The organism is Bacillus sp. GW823-FHT06A10 (genome assembly GCF_058795375.1).
This window is the reverse complement of record NZ_JBXAHT010000002.1, coordinates 1,075,891-1,101,050: the sequence shown is the minus strand read 5'-3', so window position 1 is coordinate 1,101,050 and position 25,160 is coordinate 1,075,891. Positions and strand designations below refer to the sequence as shown.

The 25,160-nt window shown below is 35.3% G+C and carries 18 protein-coding genes; 2 read left to right on the top strand and 16 right to left on the bottom strand.

Annotation, left to right across the window (positions count from 1 at the left end; all coding sequences use genetic code 11):
* Positions 1–337: 337 nt before the first annotated feature.
* Positions 338–2,257, top strand: a complete 1,920-nt coding sequence (locus AC1Q8M_RS20550; protein ID WP_098361311.1) for an LTA synthase family protein — start codon at positions 338–340, stop codon at positions 2,255–2,257.
* A gap of 48 nt (positions 2,258–2,305) precedes the next feature.
* On the opposite strand, the gene AC1Q8M_RS20545 is transcribed toward AC1Q8M_RS20550, so the two are convergent.
* Entirely contained in the window at positions 2,306–5,089 is a 2,784-nt protein-coding gene (locus AC1Q8M_RS20545) for a dynamin family protein (RefSeq protein WP_098361310.1), read from the bottom strand.
* Between the two features lie 504 nt (positions 5,090–5,593).
* On the opposite strand from AC1Q8M_RS20545, the gene AC1Q8M_RS20540 reads away from it, so the two are divergent.
* Positions 5,594–5,779: a hypothetical protein gene (locus tag AC1Q8M_RS20540; RefSeq protein WP_000461138.1), complete on the top strand. Its 186-nt coding sequence runs from the start codon at positions 5,594–5,596 to the stop codon at positions 5,777–5,779.
* Between the two features lie 278 nt (positions 5,780–6,057).
* Here the strand turns inward: AC1Q8M_RS20540 and mutL are convergent, their stop codons facing one another.
* The 15 genes from mutL to AC1Q8M_RS20465 form a co-directional block, all read right to left on the bottom strand.
* Positions 6,058–8,001, bottom strand: coding sequence for a DNA mismatch repair endonuclease MutL (gene mutL / locus AC1Q8M_RS20535; RefSeq protein ID WP_098361309.1), 1,944 nt, complete (start codon positions 7,999–8,001; stop codon positions 6,058–6,060).
* 8 nt (positions 8,002–8,009) lie between these two features.
* A complete protein-coding gene (gene mutS / locus AC1Q8M_RS20530) occupies positions 8,010–10,682 on the bottom strand; it encodes a DNA mismatch repair protein MutS (protein ID WP_098361308.1) in 2,673 nt (890 codons plus the stop codon).
* Positions 10,683–10,862: 180 nt separating this feature from the next.
* Positions 10,863–11,405 (bottom strand): outer spore coat protein CotE, encoded by a 543-nt coding sequence (cotE, locus tag AC1Q8M_RS20525; protein WP_001288799.1) that lies wholly within the window; start codon positions 11,403–11,405, stop codon positions 10,863–10,865.
* A 126-nt stretch (positions 11,406–11,531) separates the two neighbouring features.
* Positions 11,532–11,963, bottom strand: a complete 432-nt coding sequence (locus tag AC1Q8M_RS20520; protein ID WP_000870460.1) for a YlbF/YmcA family competence regulator — start codon at positions 11,961–11,963, stop codon at positions 11,532–11,534.
* Positions 11,964–11,966: 3 nt separating this feature from the next.
* Positions 11,967–13,496: a tRNA (N6-isopentenyl adenosine(37)-C2)-methylthiotransferase MiaB gene (gene miaB / locus AC1Q8M_RS20515; RefSeq protein ID WP_001005391.1), complete on the bottom strand. Its 1,530-nt coding sequence runs from the start codon at positions 13,494–13,496 to the stop codon at positions 11,967–11,969.
* 430 nt (positions 13,497–13,926) lie between these two features.
* Positions 13,927–14,793, bottom strand: coding sequence for a 2-oxoacid:ferredoxin oxidoreductase subunit beta (locus AC1Q8M_RS20510; protein WP_000190155.1), 867 nt, complete (start codon positions 14,791–14,793; stop codon positions 13,927–13,929).
* A complete protein-coding gene (locus tag AC1Q8M_RS20505; protein WP_000625417.1) occupies positions 14,780–16,537 on the bottom strand; it encodes a 2-oxoacid:acceptor oxidoreductase subunit alpha in 1,758 nt (585 codons plus the stop codon). The genes AC1Q8M_RS20510 and AC1Q8M_RS20505 overlap by 14 nt, the downstream gene beginning before the upstream one ends.
* Before the next feature lie 225 nt (positions 16,538–16,762).
* On the bottom strand, positions 16,763–17,686 hold the full coding sequence (locus AC1Q8M_RS20500; RefSeq protein ID WP_000688047.1) for a dipeptidase: 924 nt from the start codon (positions 17,684–17,686) through the stop codon (positions 16,763–16,765).
* A 59-nt stretch (positions 17,687–17,745) separates the two neighbouring features.
* Positions 17,746–18,006 (bottom strand): stage V sporulation protein SpoVS, encoded by a 261-nt coding sequence (spoVS, locus tag AC1Q8M_RS20495; protein ID WP_000404341.1) that lies wholly within the window; start codon positions 18,004–18,006, stop codon positions 17,746–17,748.
* A 149-nt stretch (positions 18,007–18,155) separates the two neighbouring features.
* Positions 18,156–18,950 carry a TIGR00282 family metallophosphoesterase gene (locus AC1Q8M_RS20490; protein ID WP_001221097.1) on the bottom strand — a complete coding sequence of 265 codons (795 nt, stop codon included), beginning with the start codon at positions 18,948–18,950 and terminating at the stop codon, positions 18,156–18,158.
* Positions 18,951–19,112: 162 nt separating this feature from the next.
* On the bottom strand, positions 19,113–20,678 hold the full coding sequence (gene rny / locus AC1Q8M_RS20485) for a ribonuclease Y (RefSeq protein WP_000099769.1): 1,566 nt from the start codon (positions 20,676–20,678) through the stop codon (positions 19,113–19,115).
* Between the two features lie 482 nt (positions 20,679–21,160).
* On the bottom strand, positions 21,161–22,192 hold the full coding sequence (gene recA / locus AC1Q8M_RS20480) for a recombinase RecA (protein ID WP_001283854.1): 1,032 nt from the start codon (positions 22,190–22,192) through the stop codon (positions 21,161–21,163).
* Positions 22,193–22,336: 144 nt separating this feature from the next.
* The gene (locus tag AC1Q8M_RS20475) at positions 22,337–23,575 is read right to left on the bottom strand and encodes a competence/damage-inducible protein A (protein ID WP_065229238.1); all 1,239 of its coding nucleotides are present in this window, start codon (positions 23,573–23,575) and stop codon (positions 22,337–22,339) included.
* A gap of 20 nt (positions 23,576–23,595) precedes the next feature.
* Positions 23,596–24,174 (bottom strand): CDP-diacylglycerol--glycerol-3-phosphate 3-phosphatidyltransferase, encoded by a 579-nt coding sequence (gene pgsA / locus AC1Q8M_RS20470; protein WP_001052977.1) that lies wholly within the window; start codon positions 24,172–24,174, stop codon positions 23,596–23,598.
* 63 nt (positions 24,175–24,237) lie between these two features.
* Positions 24,238–25,149 carry a helix-turn-helix domain-containing protein gene (locus tag AC1Q8M_RS20465; protein ID WP_000137474.1) on the bottom strand — a complete coding sequence of 304 codons (912 nt, stop codon included), beginning with the start codon at positions 25,147–25,149 and terminating at the stop codon, positions 24,238–24,240.
* Positions 25,150–25,160: the final 11 nt, after the last annotated feature.

The window sequence follows — 25,160 nt, the reverse complement described above, 5'->3', positions numbered from 1 at the left end:
TGTTGGTATTCAATTCTAATAAATTGAATGTCAACAGTTTTAAAAGTCTCTATCCATTTTCACTTTCATTTGTTCGATATTTTGTAACATCATCATAGTGTTTAATATGGTAGGATGTCTATAAGTCAATTTCACTACAACTATGACTTGTTCTGTCCGTTTCTCAAAAAGAGTTATATTTATGCTACTACGCTTTAAAAATCCCCATTGTATGTATATGAATACTTCAAATTATTCCCTTTAGAAAACAGAGTCTAAATGGTTCATTACACTCTAATAGTTATAAAAACATAATATATAACTTCAGTTAAATAAATTGTATAAAGAAGGTGTAAAAATGAAGAATAAAATAAATTTACAAATGCAAAATATAAGCTTTATTATAATAATGGCTTTAGCAGTATGGTTAAAAACATATCTTATTACGCGATTCAGTTTTGATTTAAAAATCGAGTCTTCAACGCAAGAGCTTATTTTGTTTATTAGTCCTCTAGCCGCATCATTAGCATTTGTTGGATTAGCATTATTTTCAACTGGTGAAAAGCGAAATTATATAGCGCTATGTATTAATTTCTTATTAACAATCGTACTCGTTGGAAATGTAATGTTCTATGATTTTTATAGTGATTTCGTTACATTACCAGTACTTGGACAAACCTCAAACTTTGGACAATTAGGCGGCAGTATTATAGAAATATTAAACTACAAAATTATACTCGCATTCGTAGACATTGTTTTCTTCTTTATTTTATTAAAAAAGAAATCATTGGTCTTTAAAACCGAACGTGTAACTCATTCTACACGCTTGTTATACTTTCTTTTAACAATTGGTGTATTCTTTGCGAATCTACATCTTGCAGAAAAAGAGCGCCCTGAATTATTAACGAGATCATTCGACCGAGTAATGCTTGTCAAAAATTTAGGCCTATATACTCACCAAGTATATGACTTAACACTGCAAGTAAAAGCCGGTTCACAAAAAGCGCTTGCTGATAGTAGTAAATTACAAGAAACTGAAAACTACGTAAAAGCAAACCAAAGCGAGCCAAACCCTAATATGTTTGGTGCAGCGAAAGGAAAAAATGTAATTGTCGTCACTCTTGAATCCTTGCAAACCTTCTTAATAGGCGCATCAGTCAATGGGCAAGAAGTTACACCATTCCTAAATGAATTCATAAATGAAAGTTATTACTTTGATAACTTTTTCCATCAAACTGGTCAAGGGAAAACATCCGATTCTGAATTTCTAATCGATACGTCGTTGTATCCATTAAATCGAGGGGCTGTATTCTTCACACACGGTAACAATGATTATACTGCAACTCCAGAAATTTTACGTCAGCAAGGTTATTTCACTTCTGTATTCCATGCGAATAACGCAACATTTTGGAATCGTAATATTATGTACTCTGCTCTTGGTTATGATCGTTACTATAATGAGCTTGATTACAAAATTACACCAGAAACAAATTTAAATTGGGGATTAAAAGATATCGAATACTTTGATCAATCAGTAGATATATTAAAAACTGTTAATCAACCATTCTATGCTCGTTTCCTTACTTTAACAAACCATTATCCATTTACGTATGATGAAGATACAAAATTCATTGAACCATACAACTCTGGTAATGGCGTATTTGATCGTTACATCGTAACAGCACGTTACTTAGACGAATCAATTAAAAAATTTATTGAACGTCTAAAGGCCGAGGGGCTTTACGATGATTCTATTATTGTGTTATACGGTGATCATTATGGTATTTCCGAAAAACATAATCGTGCAATGGCACAGTTTTTAGAAAAAGATCAAATAACAGAATTTGATACTTTAAATTTACAACGTACACCTTTATATATTCATATTCCTGGACAAACAGAAGGTCAAACTATTTCAAAGCCTACTGGACAAATCGATATGAAACCTACTATTCTAAATTTATTAGGTGTTGATTCTACGAATGATATTCGTTTTGGCCATGATATGTTTTCAGATGAATATACTGGCTTTGTTGTTTTACGTGATGGTAGCTTCATTACAGATAAGTATGCATACAAAAACAACACTTTCTACGACCGTATAACAGGTGAAATTGTAGATTTACCAAAAAAAGAAGCTCAAGCCCTCATTAAACGTGCACAAAATGAATTACGAATGTCTGACAAAATTATTGAAGGCGATTTATTACGCTTCTCAGAAAACAATAAAATTAAAACTGGCGAAGTACAAACTAAAATTAAAGAAACAGAAAAATAATCTATATATGAAAAAGGAGCAACTTATTACAGTTGCTCCCTTTTACTTTTATTCTACGCTTGTTTCTAAAGCTACATCCGTATAGGTATTATCATTACCCATATTTAAAATTACTTCACATTGACGCAATCTCAATTCAAAGAGCATGATAGAATCATGATAGATTTCAGGATTTGATTTCATCTTATGTAATATCTCTTGTTTTTCTTGTATTTCTAAATGCGTGTTTTCTACAGCTTGCTTTAAGAAGTTAAATGGATTCCTAAAGAATATATTAATATCTCGCTCTTGTGTGTTTTCAAACAGCTCAAATTGCAAGAAAAATTTCTTCATAATAGAAGCCGTTACTTCAGTATAATCTTCATTTTCTACATACTGTTTGTATTTGTTATATAGCATAGATTTATTTTTAGGAAGAACTCCAAATAATTTACCGGCACTTTTCAGTAAAAATTGTGCTGGCGTAAATCGACGTAAAATATTTACTTCATCCATTTGTATTCTAGTCGTCATCCTGTCAGTATCTCTGCGCCAGTCATCAAGCACTTTAAAGTCACATTCTAACTGTATTCTATTTTCTCCAAATAGTGAATTAAGCCCTTCACTAAGTTCTTCTAAATACGTTTGACTTTGAAGAAGCTCATTATTAGAAGTTGCAATCCAATTTTGCATAGAAAGAGCAAGATTAGGTAATACAGTTTGTTCTAAATATTTATGCACTCTTTCATTCATTGCTTTATTTAGTTCCGTATCCATGTGCCCGAAATCACTTTCTTCACTAATTAAATTAGAACAGCTCTTTAATATCTTCGGAATATTTTCAGTAAGATCATTTGTAATTTCAGTTTTCATTGAACGATATGATTGTGTAATGAGATGAATTTTTTCCCGCTCAAATGCAGTAAGGTTATTAATGCTACCGTTTAGTTTCACTAGCATATCTTCATTCCAATTAATAGCATCCACTAGATTGTTTTCTTTCTCAACACGTTTATCCAAAAGATATGTAATTGTTTTTCGAATGAAATATAATAACTTTTCAGTACGTTCTGCATCTATATGTTTATGATTAAAGTTAAAATGAATAAACTCAGTTAAATCATTTAATTGTTGACTACTTGTATATAACGAAGAATAAGGGAAAATTCTCGCATGCGGGAAATATGTGTTTATTCTCGTTGCCGTATCATGTAATACCCTTTTCACTTCTGCTTCACTGTAAATGTTATCGATTTTATTTAATAAGAAATGAATTTGTAAATTTGGCGTATGTTCTTGAATACTTAATAGAATGTCACGTTCTTTATCAGTAAAAGGTGAATCCGCATTCAATACGAATAGTAATTCGTCTACAGAATTTAAATATTCGAATATTTCATCTCTAGTGTCGTTATTCCTATTAAAGCCAGGTGTCACTACAAATGTAAGTTTATTTTCATTTAAAAATCTGCATGGTAATTTAAATTCAACACACGCTCTATCTCTATATGTTTGATGGTGCTGAGACATCATATTATGGTAATCAGAGACATCTTCCGTTGTTGTAATTGCTGAGTCTGTTATAGCGTTTATTTCTATATGAGCATCATTTTTTAAAACTACTACATTTGAAATTGATTTTTCTAATATATTTTCTCCTAATATAGAGTTAATAAATGTAGTTTTTCCGTTTCCTGAAGTTCCCGTTACTAAAATACGATTTGTTCTTAAATCTGCGAGCTCGTCAACTAGCCATTTAAATCGGTGACCTATTTCTATATTGTGCTTTTGTGCCCATTGTGTAATAGATTCAAAAAGGTGTAAGCTGTACTCTAAGCCATTTACATGATTAATAGAATGTGACAGTAAGTTTTCCGCATGTTCTATATTTGCTGAATCTATTTTGGAAGGGAAAATCTCATCCCATGCCAATACAGCTGCAGATGGAAATACAGCATAAGATGGATTGACTACCTTTAACCAATTTGCTAACAGATTTGGTATGATATCGTTTAATTGTCTAAGCGTATATTGACCTTGAATTAATGCAAAGTACGTTTCTTCGTAAAGAGCAGAAACTTTGTTCCATATATCGGACGAATGTATTTCAATATGTAAGAAAAATTCATTTATTGTGTTAAGCCACAATAAGTAATTTTTTTCATTTTTATAACTGTTCCAGAGTGATGAAACCATTTGCGTAAATTGTACTTGATCTACATTATTTAATGTAGCTAATGCATCATAAAAATAGTCTGGTGAAATATGTTTAGTAAACCCTTTATCGATATATCCTTTTAACACCTCAAACCAAGGGTACGATTCTATGCGAATTAACTCATTCACAGCAAGCTCTACTGCACTATCAAAATCTTGCTGTTCCTCATAAAAGGAACGGGCAATTTTTGTGACATTCGGATAATCAGGATTTAAAGAAACTGCTTCTTTAATAACACCGAAAGCTGAGTCAAAATTATTTTGCTCAATGTAAAGAGAAAGTAATTGTAGTCTAATTTCGGTCATCAATATTTTATTATCAGTAGTAATAGAAGTATAAATATTTTCAGCAAATGATAACTGATTAAGTTCGAAATAAGCATCCGCAATATTTTTTTGTGCCCATGGTGCTAATTCATTACTAACCTTCTCCCATTTAAAAATAGCTGCTTCAAAATCTTGATGACGATAATAAAATTCACCTTGTGCAAAACGAATATAAGACCCATCAGAAATCTCATTTTTTTCTTCGTTTACATAAGCTTGTCCAAGTACGTCAAGAGTTGGTTTTGTTTCATTCTCCATTAGGAATGTTTCATAATACATCTTTTTTATTAATTGTTTTTCTAATCTCATCTTTTCCCCCACTATATCTTGAAAATACATTTTTAAGATATGTCAATACTTTTTGTATGTATGCTTTTTATCTTAACAAAGAATATCTTTTGGAAAATTTCATTTTCCTTTCATTTTTCAAGTTAGATTGAATTTTTATGAGAAAAGTTTCAGTTTTTTTTCAATTCCCTTTCAGTTATGAAACAGCATTAAATGTTCCTAATAACCTAATAACACTATAATATTCCACATTATATTATCAGGAAAATCCCATATAAACCATATTATAAAAACAATCTATATTGAATTTATATACATAATTCACTGTGCTGTCAAACAAAAAAACAACAATAAGAGCCAACAGCTATTCATACCATTTCTTTCTCAAATTGTTTTCCTTTAAAATGTTTCAGTAGTTATGTAATTAAATTCCATTAACCTATATAAATAACTAGTCCAAAAAATATCTATATGCATATCATGTTATAGTAAAGAATTTAGGAAATCCTAAAAGGAGGCATTTTCATGTTTGAAGATAAATCTAAAATAAATTACCCATATGAATTTACTGAAACTACAACAGTTCCTCTAAAGAACCCCATTGACAAAAAATTCAAGAACGGGACAGGTACACATAACTTTCCAATTAAGAAGCACTATAAAGAGCAAGTTCTATACACTGAAAAAATCAATAATAATAAAAATAAATAATTGTATAGATCCTTATAACAATTAGCCAAATAAGAAGCAACATTTGGCCATGCATAGTTATTTGGTTAGTAATGTAGAAACCTTTATTATACAATTCATGCACCTTTTAAAAAGTGCTGTATACAGCGCTTTTTTATACATAGATAAATTTAAGCTAACGCAACCAAGAAATAAACTGCAAAATTACTCCACCTTATTTTCGTTTAACAATTAAATCTACATATTAAAAGGGAGCAACAGTAAATGTTGCTCCCTTTTGAAAAGTAATTTTATTCACTCTACATAACCCTCTTAAACATCTTTTCCAACTCATAAGTAGAATGATGCACAAGAATCGGTCTTCCGTGTGGGCATGTGTATGGATTTGTTGTTGTACGTAATTCTTCCAGTAAGGCAAATATTTGATCGTTCGTTAAATATTGATTCGCTTTAATGGATGCTTTACAGCTCATCATGATGGCTGCTTCTTCACGTAACTTTTTAATATCAACTTTTTTTAGTTTAACAACTTGCTCCATCATTTCATCGATAATTTCTGTTTCTTGTCCTTTCGGGAACCATGTTGGATGCGAGCGGACGATAAAGGATTGATGGCCGAATTGTTCTAAAAATAGCCCGACTTTTTTTAGTTCTTCTAACTGTTCTTCGACACGTAAAAATTCAGTAAGAGATAGATCAATACGGTACGGTACAAGTAACTCTTGTACTTCTTGCGCTACCCTTCCTACTTTATCACGGAAGTATTCATAATTAATACGTTCCTGCGCGGCATGCTGGTCAATCATATATAAGCCTTTATCATTTTGAGCGAAAATATATGTTCCATGCATTTGTCCAATTGGATAAAGTGGTGGTAAGTCATTCCCGTTCATTTCAATCTCTTTTATTTCCCGAACTTCTTCTTCTAATTCCTCTAGTTCAAAGTCCTCTTCATTACTGTCCCACGATCTCTCTTCTTGAATTGGTTCTTCGATTATCGGTTTAGTAGATGGTTGCCAACTTTGTTCTTCTCTTATGAGCGACTGTGGTGGTTGCCATTCTTGTTTCGGCGGTTGCCACAGTTGTGGTGGCTGTTTCACAGCCTGCGGTTCTTCTTGTTTTGCATCCATTCCAGTTGGTAAAACAATGTCCGGCATAGATGGTTCTTTCGGCTTTGCATGCTCAAACTGGAACTGTTCTTGCACACTTTCGTCTTTTTCTTTTTTCTTCGTTGTTACGCCTGCATCTGGAATGAGCTGTATTTTTTTAAATGCAGCTTGCAATGTTTCTTCGATCAGCTTTAGCAATTCTTGTTCTTTACTAAAACGAACCTCTAACTTCGCTGGATGTACGTTAACGTCAACTAGCATTGGATCCATTTCAATCGATAAGAAGCCAATTGGATACCGGCCGACTGGCAGTAATGTATGGTATCCTTGCTGAATTGCTTTCATTAGTACAAAGTTTCGAACGTAACGACCATTTACGATCGTTGACATATAATTACGAGATGCTCTTGTTACTTCTGGTAATGTTACATAGCCTTTAATTGTAAAGTCTAAAGATTCAGCTTCAATTGGAACAAGCTTCTTCGCAACTTGAATACTGTAAATCGATGCAAGTACTTGCCTTACATCACCGTTACCTGATGTATGAAGCAATTTCTTTTCATTATGAAACAGTTTTAACGATACTTCTGGATGTGACATTGCAATACGATACACGATATCTGTAATATTCCCGAGCTCCGTATGAATGGTTTTCATATATTTAAGACGCGCTGGTGTATTAAAGAATAAGTTTTGTACTGTAATATCTGTTCCTTTTCGGCTCGCAGTTTTCTCTTGTTTTATAATGTCTCCACCTTTAATTATGAGGTGTGTACCAGGCGCATCACCTGTGCTAGTAATTAATTCTAATTCACTAACAGAGGCAATACTCGGCAATGCCTCACCGCGGAAACCGAGTGTTCTTATGCGAAACAGATCGTTTTCATCTTTAATTTTACTCGTCGCATGGCGTTCAAAAGCGACGATACAGTCTTCTTCTGCAATACCATCACCATTATCAATGATACGAATTTTCGATAACCCAGCTTCTTCTAAGTGGATTTCAATAGATGTACTATTCGCATCGATAGAATTTTCCACAAGTTCTTTTACGACTGAAGCAGGGCGCTCTACTACTTCCCCTGCCGCAATTAAGTTAGAGAGTTGGTCATCGAGTTTGCGAATTTTCCCCATCTACTTACTCATCCTTTCTTTAACTTCTTCTGTAAGCGATACAATTCGTTCATCGCTTCTAAAGGTGTCATATCAAGTAAATCAATTTTTTTAATTTGCGCAAGTACTGCGCTTTCTTTTTGATCAAGCACAGGCTTGTCTTGTTTTTTTGAAGATTGGTCTCCTCCAAAGAAAGATAGTTGTGACTCTTCTTCAGTCTCTTCTTTCTTTTCTTGTATTTCTGCCGGTTCTTCTTTTACAACTACAGGTTCTGGAACAACTTCTTGTACCTTTACTTCTACACGCTTTGGAATAATAATTTCTTCCTGTCCTTCTAGTTGTGCTAACACTTCTTTCGCGCGGGCGATTAAGCTATCTGGAAGCTCTGCAAGTTGCGCAACGTGAATTCCGTAACTTTTATCAGCTGCTCCATCTTGAATTTTATGAAGGAATACTACTTTTCCATTCTCTTCAATTGCTGAAACGTGTACATTTTTCAGTTGCTCTAAACTCTCTTCTAACACAGTCAATTCATGATAATGCGTAGAGAATAACGTTTTTGCACCAATTTGGTCATGAATATGTTCAATGATTGCTTGTGCAAGTGCCATACCATCATACGTAGATGTACCTCGTCCAATTTCATCGAATAAAATTAAACTTCTTTCTGATGCGTTTGCAATTGCATTTTTCGCTTCTAACATTTCGACCATAAATGTACTTTGACCTGATATTAAATCATCCGCTGCACCAATTCTCGTAAAGATTTGATCAAATACAGGTAATACTGCTTCTGTTGCTGGTACGAAACAACCGATTTGCGACATAACAGTTACAAGTGCTAATTGTCTCATATACGTACTTTTACCAGACATGTTCGGTCCTGTAATTAAAAAGACATCCATCTTCTCTGGCATAATACAATCATTCGGTACATACAATTTCCCGTTCAATACTTTTTCAACGACAGGATGACGACCATCTTTAATAAAGATTTCACGCTTCGTTGTTAGTACAGGTTTTACAAACTGTTCTTCTTCACTAACTGTCGCAAAACTTTGCAGTACGTCTAATTCACTAATTACTTTTGCTAAATGTTGTAATTTCGGAATAAATACTTTTACTTCTTCACGAAGCGCTGTAAATAAATCGTATTCTAGTTGTACAATTTTTTCTTCTGCTTCTAAAATTAACGTTTCTTTTTCTTTCAGTTCATCTGTAATGAAACGTTCAGCATTAGCAAGCGTTTGTTTTCGTTCGTAGCGGCCTTCTGGAAGTGCTGCAAGATTCGCCTTCGTCACTTCAATGTAGTAGCCGAAAATACGGTTGTACCCGATTTTTAACGATTTAACTCCTGTAATATCACGCTCTCGTTTTTCAAGCTCAGCGATCCACGTTTTTCCGTTTTTACTAACGTAACGATATTGATCAAGCTTGTCATTATAACCGTCTTTAATAATATCTCCATCTTTAATAGAAAGCGGTGGGTTTTCTTGAATACTTCTTCCTAGTAATTCAGTTAAGCTCTCACATGGATCCGCTCCTTGAATTAACCTTGCTGCATAAGCATTATCTAACAAACTAATCGCTTCTAAAATAGCTGGCACTTGAAGTAAAGATCGTCTTAACTGTAATAAGTCCCTTGCATTGACATTACCAAATGCAACTTTTCCTGCTAAACGTTCTAAATCATATACTTCTTTTAATTTTTCTTTTAAATCTTCACGTAAGAAGTAATCATTTACAAATGTTTCAACCATTTCTAAACGCTCTTCAACTTTTTCTTTCTGAATAAGTGGACGTTCCATCCACTGTTTTAACATACGACCACCCATAGCTGTTTTTGTTTTATCCAATAGCCATAATAATGATCCTGTTTTTTCTTTCGTTCGAAGTGTTTCCGTCAGCTCTAAATTTCGCTTTGAATGCACATCAATTTTCATAAATTGATTCGTATAATAAATTTCTACAGGTTGTAAATGATCTAATGAACGTTTTTGCGTTCTTATCACATAGTTAAATAAGCGTCCAATTGCTTTAATTAACTTTGCTTGCGAAACATTTTTCACAAGATGTTCTAATCCTTCAGGAATTGCCGTTGCATCTTCATATGAAATTGTCATTTTTAACGTTTCAGTTAATTTATTTAATTCATCTTTAGAAAATGAAGAATCTACAACAATTTCTTTCGAACCAGTTGCATACACTTCCAATAAAATATCTTCTACTGAACCAGTCAATAACGTTACTGTATTTTGTCCAGTCGTTAAATCATTACAAGCTAAAGCATATGATCCATCTTCAAAATGTGTTAATGCGGCTAAGAAGTTGTTTTCTTTCTCATCAATTGTACGCCCTTCCATCATCGTTCCTGGCGTAATTAGTTGTACTACTTCACGGCGCACTACACCTTTAGCTGTTTTTGGATCTTCCACTTGCTCACAAACAGCAACTTTATATCCTTTTTCAACAAGTTGTTCAATATAATTTTTAGCTGCATGATGGGGTACACCGCACATCGGTATACGATCACTACTGCCACCATCTCGGCTCGTTAATGTAATCTCAAGCTCATGAGCTGCTTTAACGGCATCTTCAAAGAACATTTCATAAAAATCGCCTAATCGGAAAAATAAAAAGGCATCTTGATAGTCTGCCTTAACCTTTAAATATTGCTGTATCATAGGGGTATATTGCGTCATACTTTTCCTCCATAATTCTTACATAGTAATCAATTTTCATATATGTCACATTTCACGGACATCCATATCTCCTATTTCAGGAGTCTATCTTCATTATAACATATTTCATAAAGAATCATGTTCATTCAGCGCCACTTATGTAAAGTAAAAAGCTAGGAAGAACTTCTCCCTAGCTTTCTATTACTCTTCTTCTGCATCAACGATAAAGTTCGGATCTAATTCTTCAAATTCATCATCAGCAATTTGGAAATCATCATCTGATTCTACGCAGCCTTCAGGATTTACACTTACACAAATTTTCGTTTCTCCAACTACTTCTGTTACAAATTCACGTTCTACAGTTACAACAATTTTATTACCGTTTGGTGATACAAGCGCTTCTAAACAATTTGGTGGCTGAATAACACGAGCAATAATTTCTAAATCGTCACCAGAAAAGTTTTTATCACGATAACCAATGCTGACTTCGTCCGTGTAGTTCACGCGTTCTGTTACAACTTCAGTCTTTGTATTTCCATCAAATGAATACCAAGTGTTCACATCATAGAAACCTTCAATTTCCACATGCTTCCCATTCTTTCTTGCTTCGTACGAGTGGTTAATTACCCAGCACCCTAAAATACTTGTTGGTTCATTATTCGATTCACATGTATGCGTTGACTTTGTATACTTACGTCCTTTTCCAACCACTGCTTTTGTAATAATCTCTCTAAATTCGGACATTCGTAACCCTCCTCAATCACTATTCACTTAATCATATGCGTGACAATAGCGGAATGTGTCATTCTTTTTTTGAGAAGAACTTACGTTTAATCAACTAAAAAAAAGAGATGTCAATATGACATCTCTTTAACAACCACAATTTCCTTTTTTACTTTCTACCGCTGCGCCAGTTTCACCCTTTAGTACATCGCCACCAGTTGAAATTAATATTTCATCTGTTACGTTGTTAGAAATTGTACTAGCAACTAACTGTAATAAGTCATTTACATATGTTTGTGAAGATTTAAATTCTTGTACAACTGGAATACTGTCTAACTTATCTTGCAATGCATCAATTTCAGCTTCTACCTTTTTTAAAGCTTCCCATTTCCCGTAATGTTGCAAGTTTACTGCTTGTTTTTGCAGTGCTTTAATTTCATCGATTGCGCGCTTTACATTTTCATTTTTATGAATTTGCGCCTCTGCTTTCTTAAAAAAATCAACCTCTTCTGTTTCAGAAATCATTTTTGCTAATTCTTTCGCTTGTTCAACAATGTCATCTTTCGAATATACTTTCATCTATTATTTCACCTCAATCGGCTCTTCAACTAATTCCCCGTTAAGAGACCAAGTTTTTGCTTCCGTTACTTTTACTTTCACAAGCTGACCAATTAAAGATTTTGAAGCAACGAAGTTTACAAGTTTATTCGTACGAGTATAACCTGCAAGTACTTCTGGATTATTTTTACTTTCCCCATCAACTAACACTTCTACAATTTGACCTTTGTAACGACTATTCTTTTCAATTGCCAACGTATTTACTAGTGTATTTAAGCGTTGAAGACGTTCTTTCTTTACTTCCATCGGTACATTATCTTTCATTTTTGCAGCTGGTGTACCTTCGCGCGGAGAATAAATGAATGTAAAGGCAGTATCAAACCCTACTTCACGATATAACGACATCGTTTCTTCAAATTGCTCATCTGTTTCATTTGGGAAACCAACGATAATATCTGTTGTTAATACTGCATCTGGAATTGCTTCTTTAATTTTTCTTACAAGTTCTAAATAATGCTCACGCGAATATTTACGTGCCATAATTTTCAGCATATCCGTACTTCCAGATTGAACTGGTAAATGGATATGTTCTACTAGGTTGCCACCTTTGCCAAGCACTTCAATTAAGTGATCATCGAAATCACGTGGATGGCTCGTTGTAAAACGAATACGGGCAATATCAACTTTACGAAGTTCGTCCATTAAATCGCCAAGACCGTATTCTATATCTTCAAAATCTTTACCATATGCATTTACGTTTTGACCAAGTAACGTAATTTCTTTATAACCATTCGCAGCTAAGTGACGAATCTCTTGGATAATATCTTCTGGACGTCTACTTCGCTCTTTTCCGCGTGTATACGGTACAATACAATACGTACAGAATTTATCACAGCCATACATAATATTTACCCAAGCTTTAATATCACCACGGCGTACTTTTGGAAGGTTTTCAATTACGTCGCCTTCCTTTGACCAAACTTCAACTACCGTTTCCTTCGAGAACATCGCATCTTTTAGAATGTACGGTAATCTATGAATATTATGCGTTCCAAACACCATATCTACATGCTGATTTTTTTGCATAATTTTATTTACAACAGATTCTTCTTGAGACATACAACCACATACACCAATTAAAAGGTCCGGATTTCTTCGTTTTAGTGACTTTAAATGGCCTAGTTCACCAAACACTTTATTTTCAGCATTTTCACGAATGGCACAAGTGTTTAATAAAACTACATCTGCATCCTCAGTTGAAAAAGTTGGTTCATATCCAAGTGTTGTGAAAATACCTGCCATTACTTCCGTATCATGCTCATTCATTTGACAACCATATGTACGAATATAGAACTTTCGGCCTGTACCAAAATTACGAAACTCTTCAGGTAAGCCAAAATCCCGTTCAATTTTAACTTCTTCTTTCCCGCGCTTTTTCGCATCCTTTAAGGAAGGTGGTTGATATACACTTTCAAAGTATTTACTATAATCTTTCTCTTCTTTTTTCGTAGAGGAATTTGCTTGTTGACTTGCTAATCGTTGTTGCTCGTTCATCGGTAATCTCCTTTCACCCTTAACTATACACACTCTATAGTCCATTTTAATGCGCTTAGACTCACCTCAAAAATGGTTAGATAGCTTGGAGATAACTTGTCCTTTGAAACTTGAGTAATCAATCTAATCATTCATAAGAATGAAGTCTTCCCCACGCAAATAGACATTCCCTTTTTATCATTTCTTGTTGTCCTACCCAAAAGCATATTGCTTTATCCCTATAAACATTACCATAGTATGACGTGTTTCGCCAATTTTAACAATTCAGAGGCCCTTTATTATCTTACATTTCATAAGCAATGAACTTGCCATTTTCATACAACGATTTACATATTATTTTACCATTCTGAATTTTCTAAGTAAATAAAACTACCCTATATTTTTTTGCACATAAAAAAGGTTGCCAAATCGGCAACCTCCTCTTCTTACATTACATAAATTCAGCAACAAGCTCATCAAACATTTTCTGATCCATATTTAAATCAGATTTCACTAAAGGCTCTTCACTATAGCCTTTAACAAGTTCTTGATATGATGGTTGCTTAGTATTTTGATAAATCAAACCTGTTACTAAACCGTTATTTTCCATTAACGTTTGCATAGCCATCATGCGATTAGATGGATCATATCCCTCTACTGTGCTTAGTTTCGTTAAGTTCTCTTTAAACCAATCGTAAGTATTTACTTTATTGTAAGTAACACATGGGCTAAATACGTTAATTAATGAAAATCCTTTATGGTTAATACCAGCTTCAATAATTTGTGTTAATTCTTTTAAATCACTCGAAAAGCTTTGCGCCACAAATGTCGCACCAGCTGTTAAAGCCATTTCCATTACATTTAGTGATGGTTCAATTGAACCTTGTGGTGTGCTTTTCGTTTTAAATCCCGCTTCACTACGTGGTGAAGTTTGCCCTTTTGTTAACCCGTAAATTTGGTTATCCATTACGATGTACGTAATGTCGATATTACGACGAATAGAATGGATTGTATGTCCCATACCAATCGCAAATCCATCACCGTCACCACCTGAAGCGATAACTGTTAAATCACGATTTGCCATTTTCACACCTTGTGCAATTGGAAGGGCACGACCATGAATACTATGCACACCATATGAATTAATATAACCTGAAATACGGCCTGAACAGCCGATACCAGAAATAACAGCAAGTTCATCTGGATTTAAGCCAACGTTAGCTGCTGCACGTTGAATTGCAGCTTGCACTGAGAAGTCTCCGCAACCTGGGCACCAGTTTGGCTTTACACTGTTACGAAAGTCCTTAAATGTTGCCATTTAATACAACCCCTTTTTTGCATTCGTTGTAAATCTCTTTCGGCAAGAATGGGTTTCCATCATATTTTAAAAGACTAGAAATTTTCTCACCATTACCAAGATTCATTTTCATAATGTTAGCAAGTTGACCTGTTGCATTGTTTTCTACTACTACAACACGCTTCGCCTTTTTCACAAGTGGATCGATTTCAGCTGTTGGGAACGGGTGAATTAAACGCACATGAGCATGGTTTACTTTCATACCCTCTTGTTCTAAACGCGTCATTGCCTCTTCGATCGCACCACGAGTTGAGTTAAATCCAACAAGCAATACATCTGCTTCTTCATGCTTAACATTTTTATAAACAGGGGTATTAAACTTCAAGTTCTCCATTTTACGGAAACGTTTGTCCATTTGATCTTTACGGTTTATTGCTGATTCCGATGGCTTTCCAGTTTCATCATGTTCTACACCTGTAACATGGTGAACACCATTTTTCATACCAGGTAAAACACGCGGCGAAACGCCGTCTTCAGTTACTTCATAACGCTTGAAGTATGCTTTATTTTCACGTTCTGGTAATTCTGCTTCTAAATCAAGCTTACCACGACGGATTTCCACTTTATCTAATTTAAGTGGTTCTACTGTTTGTTTTCCTAACGAAAGCTGTAAATCTGTTAAGAAAATAACAGGAACTTGATATTCTTCAGATAAGTTAAATGCTTCTACAATGTCATAGAAAGCTTCTTCAACTGTACTTGGCGCCATTACGATTTTTGGAATTTCACCATGCGTACCGTAAATCATCGCCATTAAGTCAGACTGTTCTTGTTTCGTTGGTAATCCCGTACTTGGACCACCACGTTGTGTATCAACAATTACTAATGGGGTTTCTGTAATACCTGCTAAACCGATTGCTTCCATCATTAATGACAGACCAGGACCAGCAGATGCAGTTAATGTACGAACACCAGCATAGTTTGCGCCGATTGCCATTGTACAAGCTGCAATTTCATCCTCAGTTTGGATTACTGTTCCGCCGACTTTCGGTAATTTTTTAATTAAGTATTCCATAATTTCTGATGCAGGTGTGATTGGGTATGCTGACATAAAACGAGCACCACCAGCTACCGCACCAAATGCGATTGCATCGTTTCCAATCATAAACATGCGTTTTTTACCATCAGCTTTTTCAAGCTGCATCATGTTTACTTTCTCACCTAGTAATTCTTTCATATATTGAGAGCCGCGTTTAATTGCGTCCATATTCTTTTGAACGACTTGCTCTCCTTTACGACCAAAGATTTCTTCAACAACATCTAAATAAGCTGTTTCGTCTAATCCTAATACTGCACTTGATGCTCCAACAGCAACCATGTTTTTCATTAATGATGTGCCTAATTCTGAAGCAATATCTGTAAACGGTATCACATATAGATTTACATCTGTATTGTCGGGTATTGTTGGATTAAATTTCGCATCCGCAACTACAATTCCACCTGGACGTAGTTCGTGGAAGTTAAAATCAATTGTTTCTTGGTCAAAAGCAATTAAAATATCTAAATCATCTGAGATCGCGCGTACTTCTGTTGTACTTACACGAATTTTATTATTTGTATGGCCGCCTTTTATACGTGATGAGAAGTGGCGGTAACCGTATAGGTAATATCCTAATCGGTTTAATGCAATACAGAAGATTTCTCCTGTACTTTCAATTCCTTCACCTTGTTGGCCTCCAACTTTCCATGAAAGTTGACTAATCATCTCCTACACCCCTTTTGGCTGCATTCATTGTAGTGTATTTTTTTACAGTAATAGTTTAGCATTTTTTATGCAAATAAACTACAACGGACGCAAATTATGCCTCTTCTGATTTCCCTGAATCTTTAGTATAAAGCTATTTTGTTTTTCATTCTAGTATTAGGTCTTAAAAAAAGCAATAAAATCAAATGAATTAATTTTAATTTTTCTGAATTTTAAACCACAAACTTAAAAACTCATATGTTCAACAAAATTATCATATAAAAATCTTTCTACAGTAGATGCAGCATAGTATTTATAAAGCTCATTCATGACATTTTCATAATCTCCATAGGCAGATACATTGACAACCGTATCTACAATCCCATCAAAATCTGAACCAAACCCTATATTGTTTTCTCCACCTAGCGAGCAAATATATTCGATATGTTTTATGATATCAGTTATATTTGCTTGCCTTTCACTTGTTAGAAACTGCGGTACAAAAGTGACACCGATCATGCCATTTTTCTTTATAAGAGCTTTAAGTTGTTCATCGTTTAAATTACGTGGGTGCTCGCAAAGTTTCATACAATTTGAGTGGGAAGCAATAGGATTTTTTGCAATCTCTATAACATCCCAAAAACTTCTTTCATTTAGATGAGACACATCAGTCCATACATGTAGCGCATTCAGTTCTTGTACAACCTGTTTACCAAAATTCGTTAAACCCGCCCCACGTGTCTCTAGCGCACCATCAGCTAAGAGATTGGCATAATTCCATGTTAGTCCAAAAGAACGTACTCCTAGGCGATACAACAACCGTAATTTCATTGCTTCTTTTCCAATTGCTTCGCATCCTTCTAGTGTTAATATCGCTCCAACCTCGTCCTGTTTTAACATGTTAATATCATCTTTTGTCTGAATAAACTTTACACCTGGTAGGGATAAAATTTCATTATAAAAAATATCTACCATTTGTAATGCTGCTTCAAATCGGTTTTCATATGCCACTGTTTCTGGTACATATATAGCAAAACATTGTATACTTCCTTTTCTTCTCTTTAACTGTTCAAATGTAATATGTAATTGTGAATCATCGTTAAAATTCCTTTTCCCTTGTGCACTCCATAACTGAAGAAGCACGTCACAATGAGCATCAAAAATTTTCATTTTCAGTCCTCCATTATAAAAACAACCTGTTTGCATACTGCAAACAGGTTGTTTAAAACTTAACGAGGTTCTACAATTAATTTTATTGCTGTACGCTCTTCGCCATCAATCATAATATCTGTAAACGCTGGGATACAAATCAGGTCCAAACCACTAGGCGCTACAAATCCTCTTGCGATTGCTACTGCCTTTACCGCTTGGTTCAATGCACCTGCACCAATAGCTTGAATTTCTGCTGTTCCGCGTTCGCGAATAACACCTGCAAGTGCACCAGCTACAGAATTAGGGACCGACGTTGCTTTAACTTTTAATATTTCCATTCCGCGTTTCCTCCTCGTTTCTTTAAAAAGTATTAGCAATTATTTCACTTTAACTTATATTCACGAGGAATGGCGCGTATTCCTGCTAAATTTCCGTAATTTTTCTAAAAAATTAAAATATAATAACTTATCTAAAATTTAACGGAAATTTACTCAAAAAATGGTTGATCGTCATTAATTAAAATGCGCTCAATTTTCTTTGCTTTTCCTGTATTTGGATCCACATCAATTAACACTGCACTTAATTGCGTTCTACCACTTGTTACTTCAAATCGTACCGGTAAGTTCGTTAAAAACTTCTTCAATACCGCTTCTCGGTCCATACCTAATATTCCATCATATGGCCCTGTCATCCCAACATCTGTAATATATGCCGTTCCGCTTGGTAAAATACGGTTATCCGCTGTAGGGACATGCGTATGCGTACCTACTACTGCTGTAGCACGTCCATCTACATACCAACCTAGCGCTTGTTTTTCACTTGTAGTCTCCGCATGGAAATCAACAAAGATAATATTCGTACGTTTTTTCGCAATATTAATTAATTCATCCACTTTACGGAATGGACAATCAATCGGAGGAAGGAAAGTACGTCCTTGTAAGTTAATAACTGCAACTTCTGTTCCATTACAGTTCACAAAGATAAGTCCTTTTCCTGGAGTTCCTTCTGGGAAGTTAGCTGGTCTTGCAAGATATTTTGCATCATCTATGAATTCAAATACTTCACGATTATCCCAAGCATGGTTTCCAAGTGTAACTGCTTGCGCCCCACACTCTAAAAAGTTTCGATATATTTTTTCTGTAATCCCACGGCCACCTGCTGCGTTTTCTCCATTAATGATTGTTACTGTAGGTGTATATTTTTTCTTTAATGCCGGTACGTATTGTTGAATCATACCTCTACCAGGAGATCCTACTACATCCCCAACAAATAATATTCTCATATGTCTTACCCTTTCTATGTACTGCATTTTTTATTGCTATAGCATTAAGGAAATTCCTTATAATATGTTTATTATAAGTTTGTTTCACTTTTACACTATATAACTAACTGTCTTTATTTTATCCAATTCCAACACAAAAAAATAAAGTGGTGTTTCACCACTTTATTTTGCGTATTCCACTGCACGTGTTTCACGAATAACAGTTACTTTAATATGTCCTGGGTAATCCAGTTCATTTTCAATACGTTTTCGGATATCACGAGCTAAACGATGAGCTTCTAAATCATCGATTGTATCTGGTTTTACCAAAATACGAACTTCACGTCCTGCTTGAATTGCAAATGATTTTTCAACGCCTTCATAAGACTCTGAAATCTCTTCTAACTTTTCAAGACGACGAATGTAGTTTTCAAGCGTTTCACTACGAGCTCCCGGTCTTGCAGCTGATAAAGCATCTGCTGCTGCAACTAAAACTGCAATGATAGAAGTTGGTTCTGTGTCACCATGGTGAGATGCGATACTGTTTATAACTACAGGATGCTCTTTATATTTCGTTGCGAGTTCAACACCAATTTCAACGTGGCTACCTTCTACTTCATGGTCAATCGCTTTTCCGATATCATGTAATAGACCAGCACGTCTTGCTAGTTTTTCATCCTCGCCAAGCTCTGCTGCCATAAGTCCAGTTAAATATGCAACTTCCATAGAGTGTTTTAAGACGTTTTGTCCATAACTTGTACGGTATTTTAAACGACCTAAAATTTTAATTAAATCTGGGTGTAATCCATGAACACCCACTTCAAACGTTGTTTGCTCTCCGACTTCGCGAATATACTCGTCCACTTCACGTCTTGATTTTTCGACCATCTCTTCAATACGCGCTGGGTGAATACGTCCGTCCTGTACTAGTTTATCAAGAGCGATACGAGCTGTTTCACGACGAATTGGATCGAATCCAGAAAGGATTACCGCCTCTGGTGTATCATCGATAATTAAGTCAATACCCGTTAACGTTTCTAACGTACGAATATTACGACCTTCACGCCCGATAATACGTCCCTTCATTTCGTCATTTGGAAGATTTACAACCGAAACGGTTGTTTCAGCAACATGATCAGCTGCACATCTTTGCATTGCAAGAGATAAAATCTCTTTTGCTTTCTTATCCGCTTCTTCTTTCGCGCGAACTTCACTTTCTTTTACCATAACAGCGATTTCATGAGAAACTTCATTTTCTACTTTACCAAGAATAATTGCTTTCGCTTGTTCGCGTGTCAGATTGGAAATGCGCTCTAATTCTGTTTGTTGCTTTTGAACTAACTCTCCCACTTTGCTTTCCAACTCTTCAATCTGTTGTTGTCTCGCTACAAGAGAATCCTCTTTCTTCTCTAACTGTTGCTCGCGTTTATCGAGCGTTTCGTCTTTACGATCAAGGTTCTCTTCTTTTTGCATTAAACGATTTTCTTGTTTTTGTAATTCGCTTCTACGGTCACGAATTTCTAATTCAGCTTCTGTACGAAGTGTATGAATTTCATCCTTTGCTTCTAAAAGCGCTTCTTTCTTAAGTGCTTCAGCCTCACGATTCGCTTCGTCTAGAATACGTTTCGCTTCATTAGCCGCACCATTAATCTTCGCTTCAGCAATAGACTTTCGAACAAAAAAGCCAACAACTGCACCGACTGTTGTTGCAAGCAAAATGGAGATGAGTATCCAAACTGTACTACTCATGATTTCACCTCCCCTTGCTATGAATGAAAAAAGACTGTCGGCATGTACATTAAATTACAACATACAGCAAAGACCGTCGTCCCGCTTTTTTAAGGGACTTTCTTCATTTCACAATTAAAATGTCATATTATTATTTCGGTAAGTTTTAAACCTTACTCCGAATATTACTTCTCTTCTTGAGAAGAGTATATCGTATATAAGAAAAAATATACATTCTCATTGTATCTATCGTAATTTTCATTGTCAAGCGTTGTCTACTTTTACTTTCTTTACCTTCAGTCCTGAATGTTATCTGAATTTGAAAAATTGATAGCATATTATCCTGGAAAACCTTAGTAAATACCATTTTATTCCCTTAAAACGCATGAATATTCCTCTTTACACATCCCATTTGAGTCAAAAAAATATTTTAACCACTACGATAGGTACCGCTTTAATAGAAGGTAAAAAATAAAAGACACGGGACCCGTGTCTTTTATTTTTTAATCTTGAAGAGTTGAATCTTCCGTGTCTTCCACACCAGAATCTTCACCAATTCCGTGATGATCACGAACAAAGAAGGCAATTTCCTCTCTTAAGTCCGTATTCTCTTTTAAGAATTGCTTCGAATTTTCACGACCTTGTCCTAAACGTTCTTCATTGTAAGAATACCAAGCACCGCTCTTTTGAACGATATCAAGCTCAGAAGCCATATCCAAGATTTCACCTTCTCTTGAAATACCTTCTCCGTACATAATATCAACTTCAGCAACACGGAATGGTGGCGCTACTTTATTTTTCACTACTTTTACTTTTGTTTTATTACCAACGATGTCGTTACCTTGCTTTAATTGCTCCGCACGACGCACTTCAAGACGGACAGTTGAATAGAATTTCAACGCACGACCACCTGGAGTTGTTTCTGGGTTTCCGAACATAACCCCAACTTTTTCACGAATTTGGTTAATAAAGATTGCAATTGTTTTTGATTTGTTGATTGCCCCTGAAAGCTTACGAAGTGCTTGTGACATTAAACGTGCTTGTAAACCTACGTGTGAGTCACCCATGTCGCCTTCAATCTCTGCTTTCGGTACAAGAGCTGCTACAGAGTCAATTACGATAATATCAACCGCACCACTTCGTACAAGTGCTTCTGCAATTTCTAATCCTTGCTCACCTGTATCAGGCTGTGATAATAGTAATTCATCTATGTTAACGCCTAATTTTTGTGCATATACAGGATCCATTGCGTGCTCCGCATCGATGAATGCTGCTTGTCCACCTTGACGTTGTACTTCTGCAATTGCATGTAATGAAACTGTCGTTTTACCTGAACTTTCAGGTCCGTAAATTTCGATAATACGGCCACGTGGGTATCCGCCTACCCCTAGTGCCACATCAAGTGCTAAAGAACCACTTGAAATTGTAGAAATTCTACGTTCCGCTTGTTCTCCTAATTTCATAATTGAACCTTTACCGAATTGCTTCTCTATTTGTTTTAACGCCATATCTAATGCCGCTTGACGATCACTCATTCAAAATTCCTCCTTAACTGAATTGCTAATCTTATTATACCTATTTTCAATTCAATTTGCCAACAAAAATCGAACATTTATTCGATTTTTTTATTTTCCATCACACAAATACGGAATTTAACTATAAAAAAAGCTAGAAGAAACTTATATCTCTTCTAGCTTTTTATATAAATGATAAAATCCATATTTTGCTGATCGTTCTCTAATTTGTTGACGACTTCCACTTAAATTAAGAGGAAAGACTGCAGTTTGTTCACCTTTAATCGCTAATCCAACAAATACTGTTCCTGGCTCTTTCTGTTCTGAAGCATCTGGCCCTGCTACCCCAGTGAAACTAATTCCGATATCCGCTTTTAATAAATCCTTAACATTTTCAGCAAGATAACGAGCACATTCCTTACTAACTGCACCATCAGTATGCAACACTTCTTCAGGCACACGTAAAACATGTTGCTTCACATCATTATGATAACAAATGACACCGCCCTTAAATACAGAAGAAACACCAGCATTTTCAGTTACTTGATTTCCAAAAAGACCACCTGTTAAACTTTCTGCACATGCTAAAGTTAACCCTTTTCTCTTCAATAACTCGATTGCCTTATAATGCAAAAATTCTTGGTCATATCCGTAGAAAAATTCTCCTACTCTTTCTAAAATCAAATCTTCCACATGTTGAATTAGTTTCTCCGCTTCGCTAACATTTTGATGCTTAGCGGTTAAACGTAATGTCACTTCTCCATCATTTGCTAGCGGGGCAATTGTTGGGTTTGTTTGTCCATCAATTAAATCTTGAACTTTCACCTCTAATTGGGACTCCCCAATACCGAAGAAACGAAGCACACGTGAATAAATGTTTTCTCCTGTTGTAAAATTACGTAAAAAAGGCTCTACGTAACTTACATACATTGGTTTCATTTCTTTTGGCGGCCCTGGTAATAAAATATAAACTTTTCCGTTCTTATTTACCCCCATACCCGGCGCCATACCGTGGTCATTTGCAAATACTGTTGCTCCATTTAAAACGAGCGCTTGCTTTTTATTATTCTCCGTAAATTCACGGCCTGTACGCTTAAAGTAATTACTTATTAAGTCTAATGCCTTTTCATCATACACAAGCTTTTCATCTAAACTAGTCGCTATCGTTTCTTTCGTTAAATCATCTTTTGTCGGTCCTAATCCACCTGTAAAAATAAGGATATCAGCACGTTCTTCCGCAGCTTCAATCGCCTTTTGCAGTCGCTTATTATTATCACCAACAACAGTATGATAGTACACGTTAATTCCAATTGAAGCCAACTTTTCAGATAAAAACTGGGCATTTGTATTTGCAATTTGTCCAAGTAATAATTCAGTTCCAACCGCAATAATCTCAGCATTCATCCCAATTCCCCCATAAACTTCTATTTTGAGTTTACAAAAGCAGCTCTATTTTTCCAGAAATAATCCCATCCTGAAATAACAGTAAAGATTAATGCAATCCATATAAAGATATCCGCAACTGGAATATGGATTAAATTTAAAGGTACATCGTGTAATAAATATGCTGCAATCGCAATAATTTGTGTCCATGTCTTAATTTTCCCTAGCTGATTTGCCGCAACTACTTCCCCTGTTCCAGCAAGTACAAGACGTAAACCTGTTACAGCAAACTCACGACTGATAATTACAATAACAATCCAAGCCGGTACATATCGCATCTCTACCAATGTAATAAGTGCTGCTGAAACCAGTAATTTATCAGCTAACGGATCAAGAAACTTTCCTAAGTTCGTTACAAGATTATACTTCCTTGCGTAATGTCCATCAATCCAATCTGTAGCTGAAGCAACGATAAAGATAAGTGCCCCCACTAAATGTTGAATTGGTAAATCAACATCACCAATTGTGTATGAACCCCAATTAAAGGGCGCTAACATAATTACCATGAAAATTGGAATTAAGAAGATTCTAGATATTGTAATTTTATTTGGTAAATTCACAGCTATTCCTCCATCATATCAAAAACATTTGTTCATTGAAAAAAGTCATCGAAGCGATGACTGTTATTGTGCAGGTTGCCCTATCCCTTGGTTTTTTATCACCAATCTTTGGTGAAGTTCTTTTTCTGGGTCCAATGGGAAAGCAACCACTTGGCCATTCAGTTTAACTTCAACATTCGTTGCATTTCCAATATTAAGTCGTACTTCTTTTAATGTTGATACATCACGTTTTTCTGTTTGACCACCTTGTACTGTAGTGTTTAAAATTTCGTTACCCGCATCATCTTTAACATCTACATAGCTTGTACCCTTCGCTATGATTTCCAATTCTAACGTTTTATTATTATGAATTTCCAAAGTAGATACCTTACCAGTTGTTCCAACTACTTTCACTTCTTGCTGTCCCGTTGGTGGTGCTGGTTGCTCTTCTTTCTTTGGTTCTTCTTTCTTTGGTTCCTCTTTTTTTGGTTCTTCCGCTTTCGCTTCATCTTTCTTCGTATCTAACGGAGAATCTTTTGCTTTTTGAACTTCAATTTTCTCACTTTGAGCACTCGGAACTTTTTCATCATCTTTTCCAGTTAACGCTTGAAACACAAACCAGATTACCACTCCAACTGCGATTACTAACAACGCAACTAAGATTTTCGGCATGTGATCTGCAATTGGCCATGATGAAGATTTTTGCATTGTTTCTTGTGTTTTTTGTCCCGTTGATACTTGTGGAACTTCACGCTTCTCAGATTGTGGTATCGTACTCTGATGTTCTACAAGCAGTTCCTCTCCATTTAATCCAACCGCATCTGCGTATTGTTTAATGAATGCACGCGCATAAAAAGCTCCTGGCAATACATCATAATTGCCTTCTTCAATTGCCACTAAATGGCGTTTTTGAATTTTTGTAATCTCATGCAGCTGATCAATAGTCAAGCCTTTCGCTTCTCTTGCTTCTTTCAGCTTTTGTCCCAATTCCGTCACTACTAACACCT

Excerpts from the sequence above, each read along its gene's own strand:
- AC1Q8M_RS20550 (WP_098361311.1), top strand. The coding sequence starts at position 338 with ATGAAGAATAAAATAAATTTACAAATGCAAAATATAAGCTTTATTATA.
- AC1Q8M_RS20545 (WP_098361310.1), bottom strand. The coding sequence starts at position 5,089 with ATGAGATTAGAAAAACAATTAATAAAAAAGATGTATTATGAAACATTC.
- AC1Q8M_RS20540 (WP_000461138.1), top strand. The coding sequence starts at position 5,594 with ATGTTTGAAGATAAATCTAAAATAAATTACCCATATGAATTTACTGAA.
- mutL (WP_098361309.1), bottom strand. The coding sequence starts at position 8,001 with ATGGGGAAAATTCGCAAACTCGATGACCAACTCTCTAACTTAATTGCG.
- mutS (WP_098361308.1), bottom strand. The coding sequence starts at position 10,682 with ATGACGCAATATACCCCTATGATACAGCAATATTTAAAGGTTAAGGCA.
- cotE (WP_001288799.1), bottom strand. The coding sequence starts at position 11,405 with ATGTCCGAATTTAGAGAGATTATTACAAAAGCAGTGGTTGGAAAAGGA.
- AC1Q8M_RS20520 (WP_000870460.1), bottom strand. The coding sequence starts at position 11,963 with ATGAAAGTATATTCGAAAGATGACATTGTTGAACAAGCGAAAGAATTA.
- miaB (WP_001005391.1), bottom strand. The coding sequence starts at position 13,496 with ATGAACGAGCAACAACGATTAGCAAGTCAACAAGCAAATTCCTCTACG.
- AC1Q8M_RS20510 (WP_000190155.1), bottom strand. The coding sequence starts at position 14,793 with ATGGCAACATTTAAGGACTTTCGTAACAGTGTAAAGCCAAACTGGTGC.
- AC1Q8M_RS20505 (WP_000625417.1), bottom strand. The coding sequence starts at position 16,537 with ATGATTAGTCAACTTTCATGGAAAGTTGGAGGCCAACAAGGTGAAGGA.
- AC1Q8M_RS20500 (WP_000688047.1), bottom strand. The coding sequence starts at position 17,686 with ATGAAAATTTTTGATGCTCATTGTGACGTGCTTCTTCAGTTATGGAGT.
- spoVS (WP_000404341.1), bottom strand. The coding sequence starts at position 18,006 with ATGGAAATATTAAAAGTTAAAGCAACGTCGGTCCCTAATTCTGTAGCT.
- AC1Q8M_RS20490 (WP_001221097.1), bottom strand. The coding sequence starts at position 18,950 with ATGAGAATATTATTTGTTGGGGATGTAGTAGGATCTCCTGGTAGAGGT.
- rny (WP_000099769.1), bottom strand. The coding sequence starts at position 20,678 with ATGAGTAGTACAGTTTGGATACTCATCTCCATTTTGCTTGCAACAACA.
- recA (WP_001283854.1), bottom strand. The coding sequence starts at position 22,192 with ATGAGTGATCGTCAAGCGGCATTAGATATGGCGTTAAAACAAATAGAG.
- AC1Q8M_RS20475 (WP_065229238.1), bottom strand. The coding sequence starts at position 23,575 with ATGAATGCTGAGATTATTGCGGTTGGAACTGAATTATTACTTGGACAA.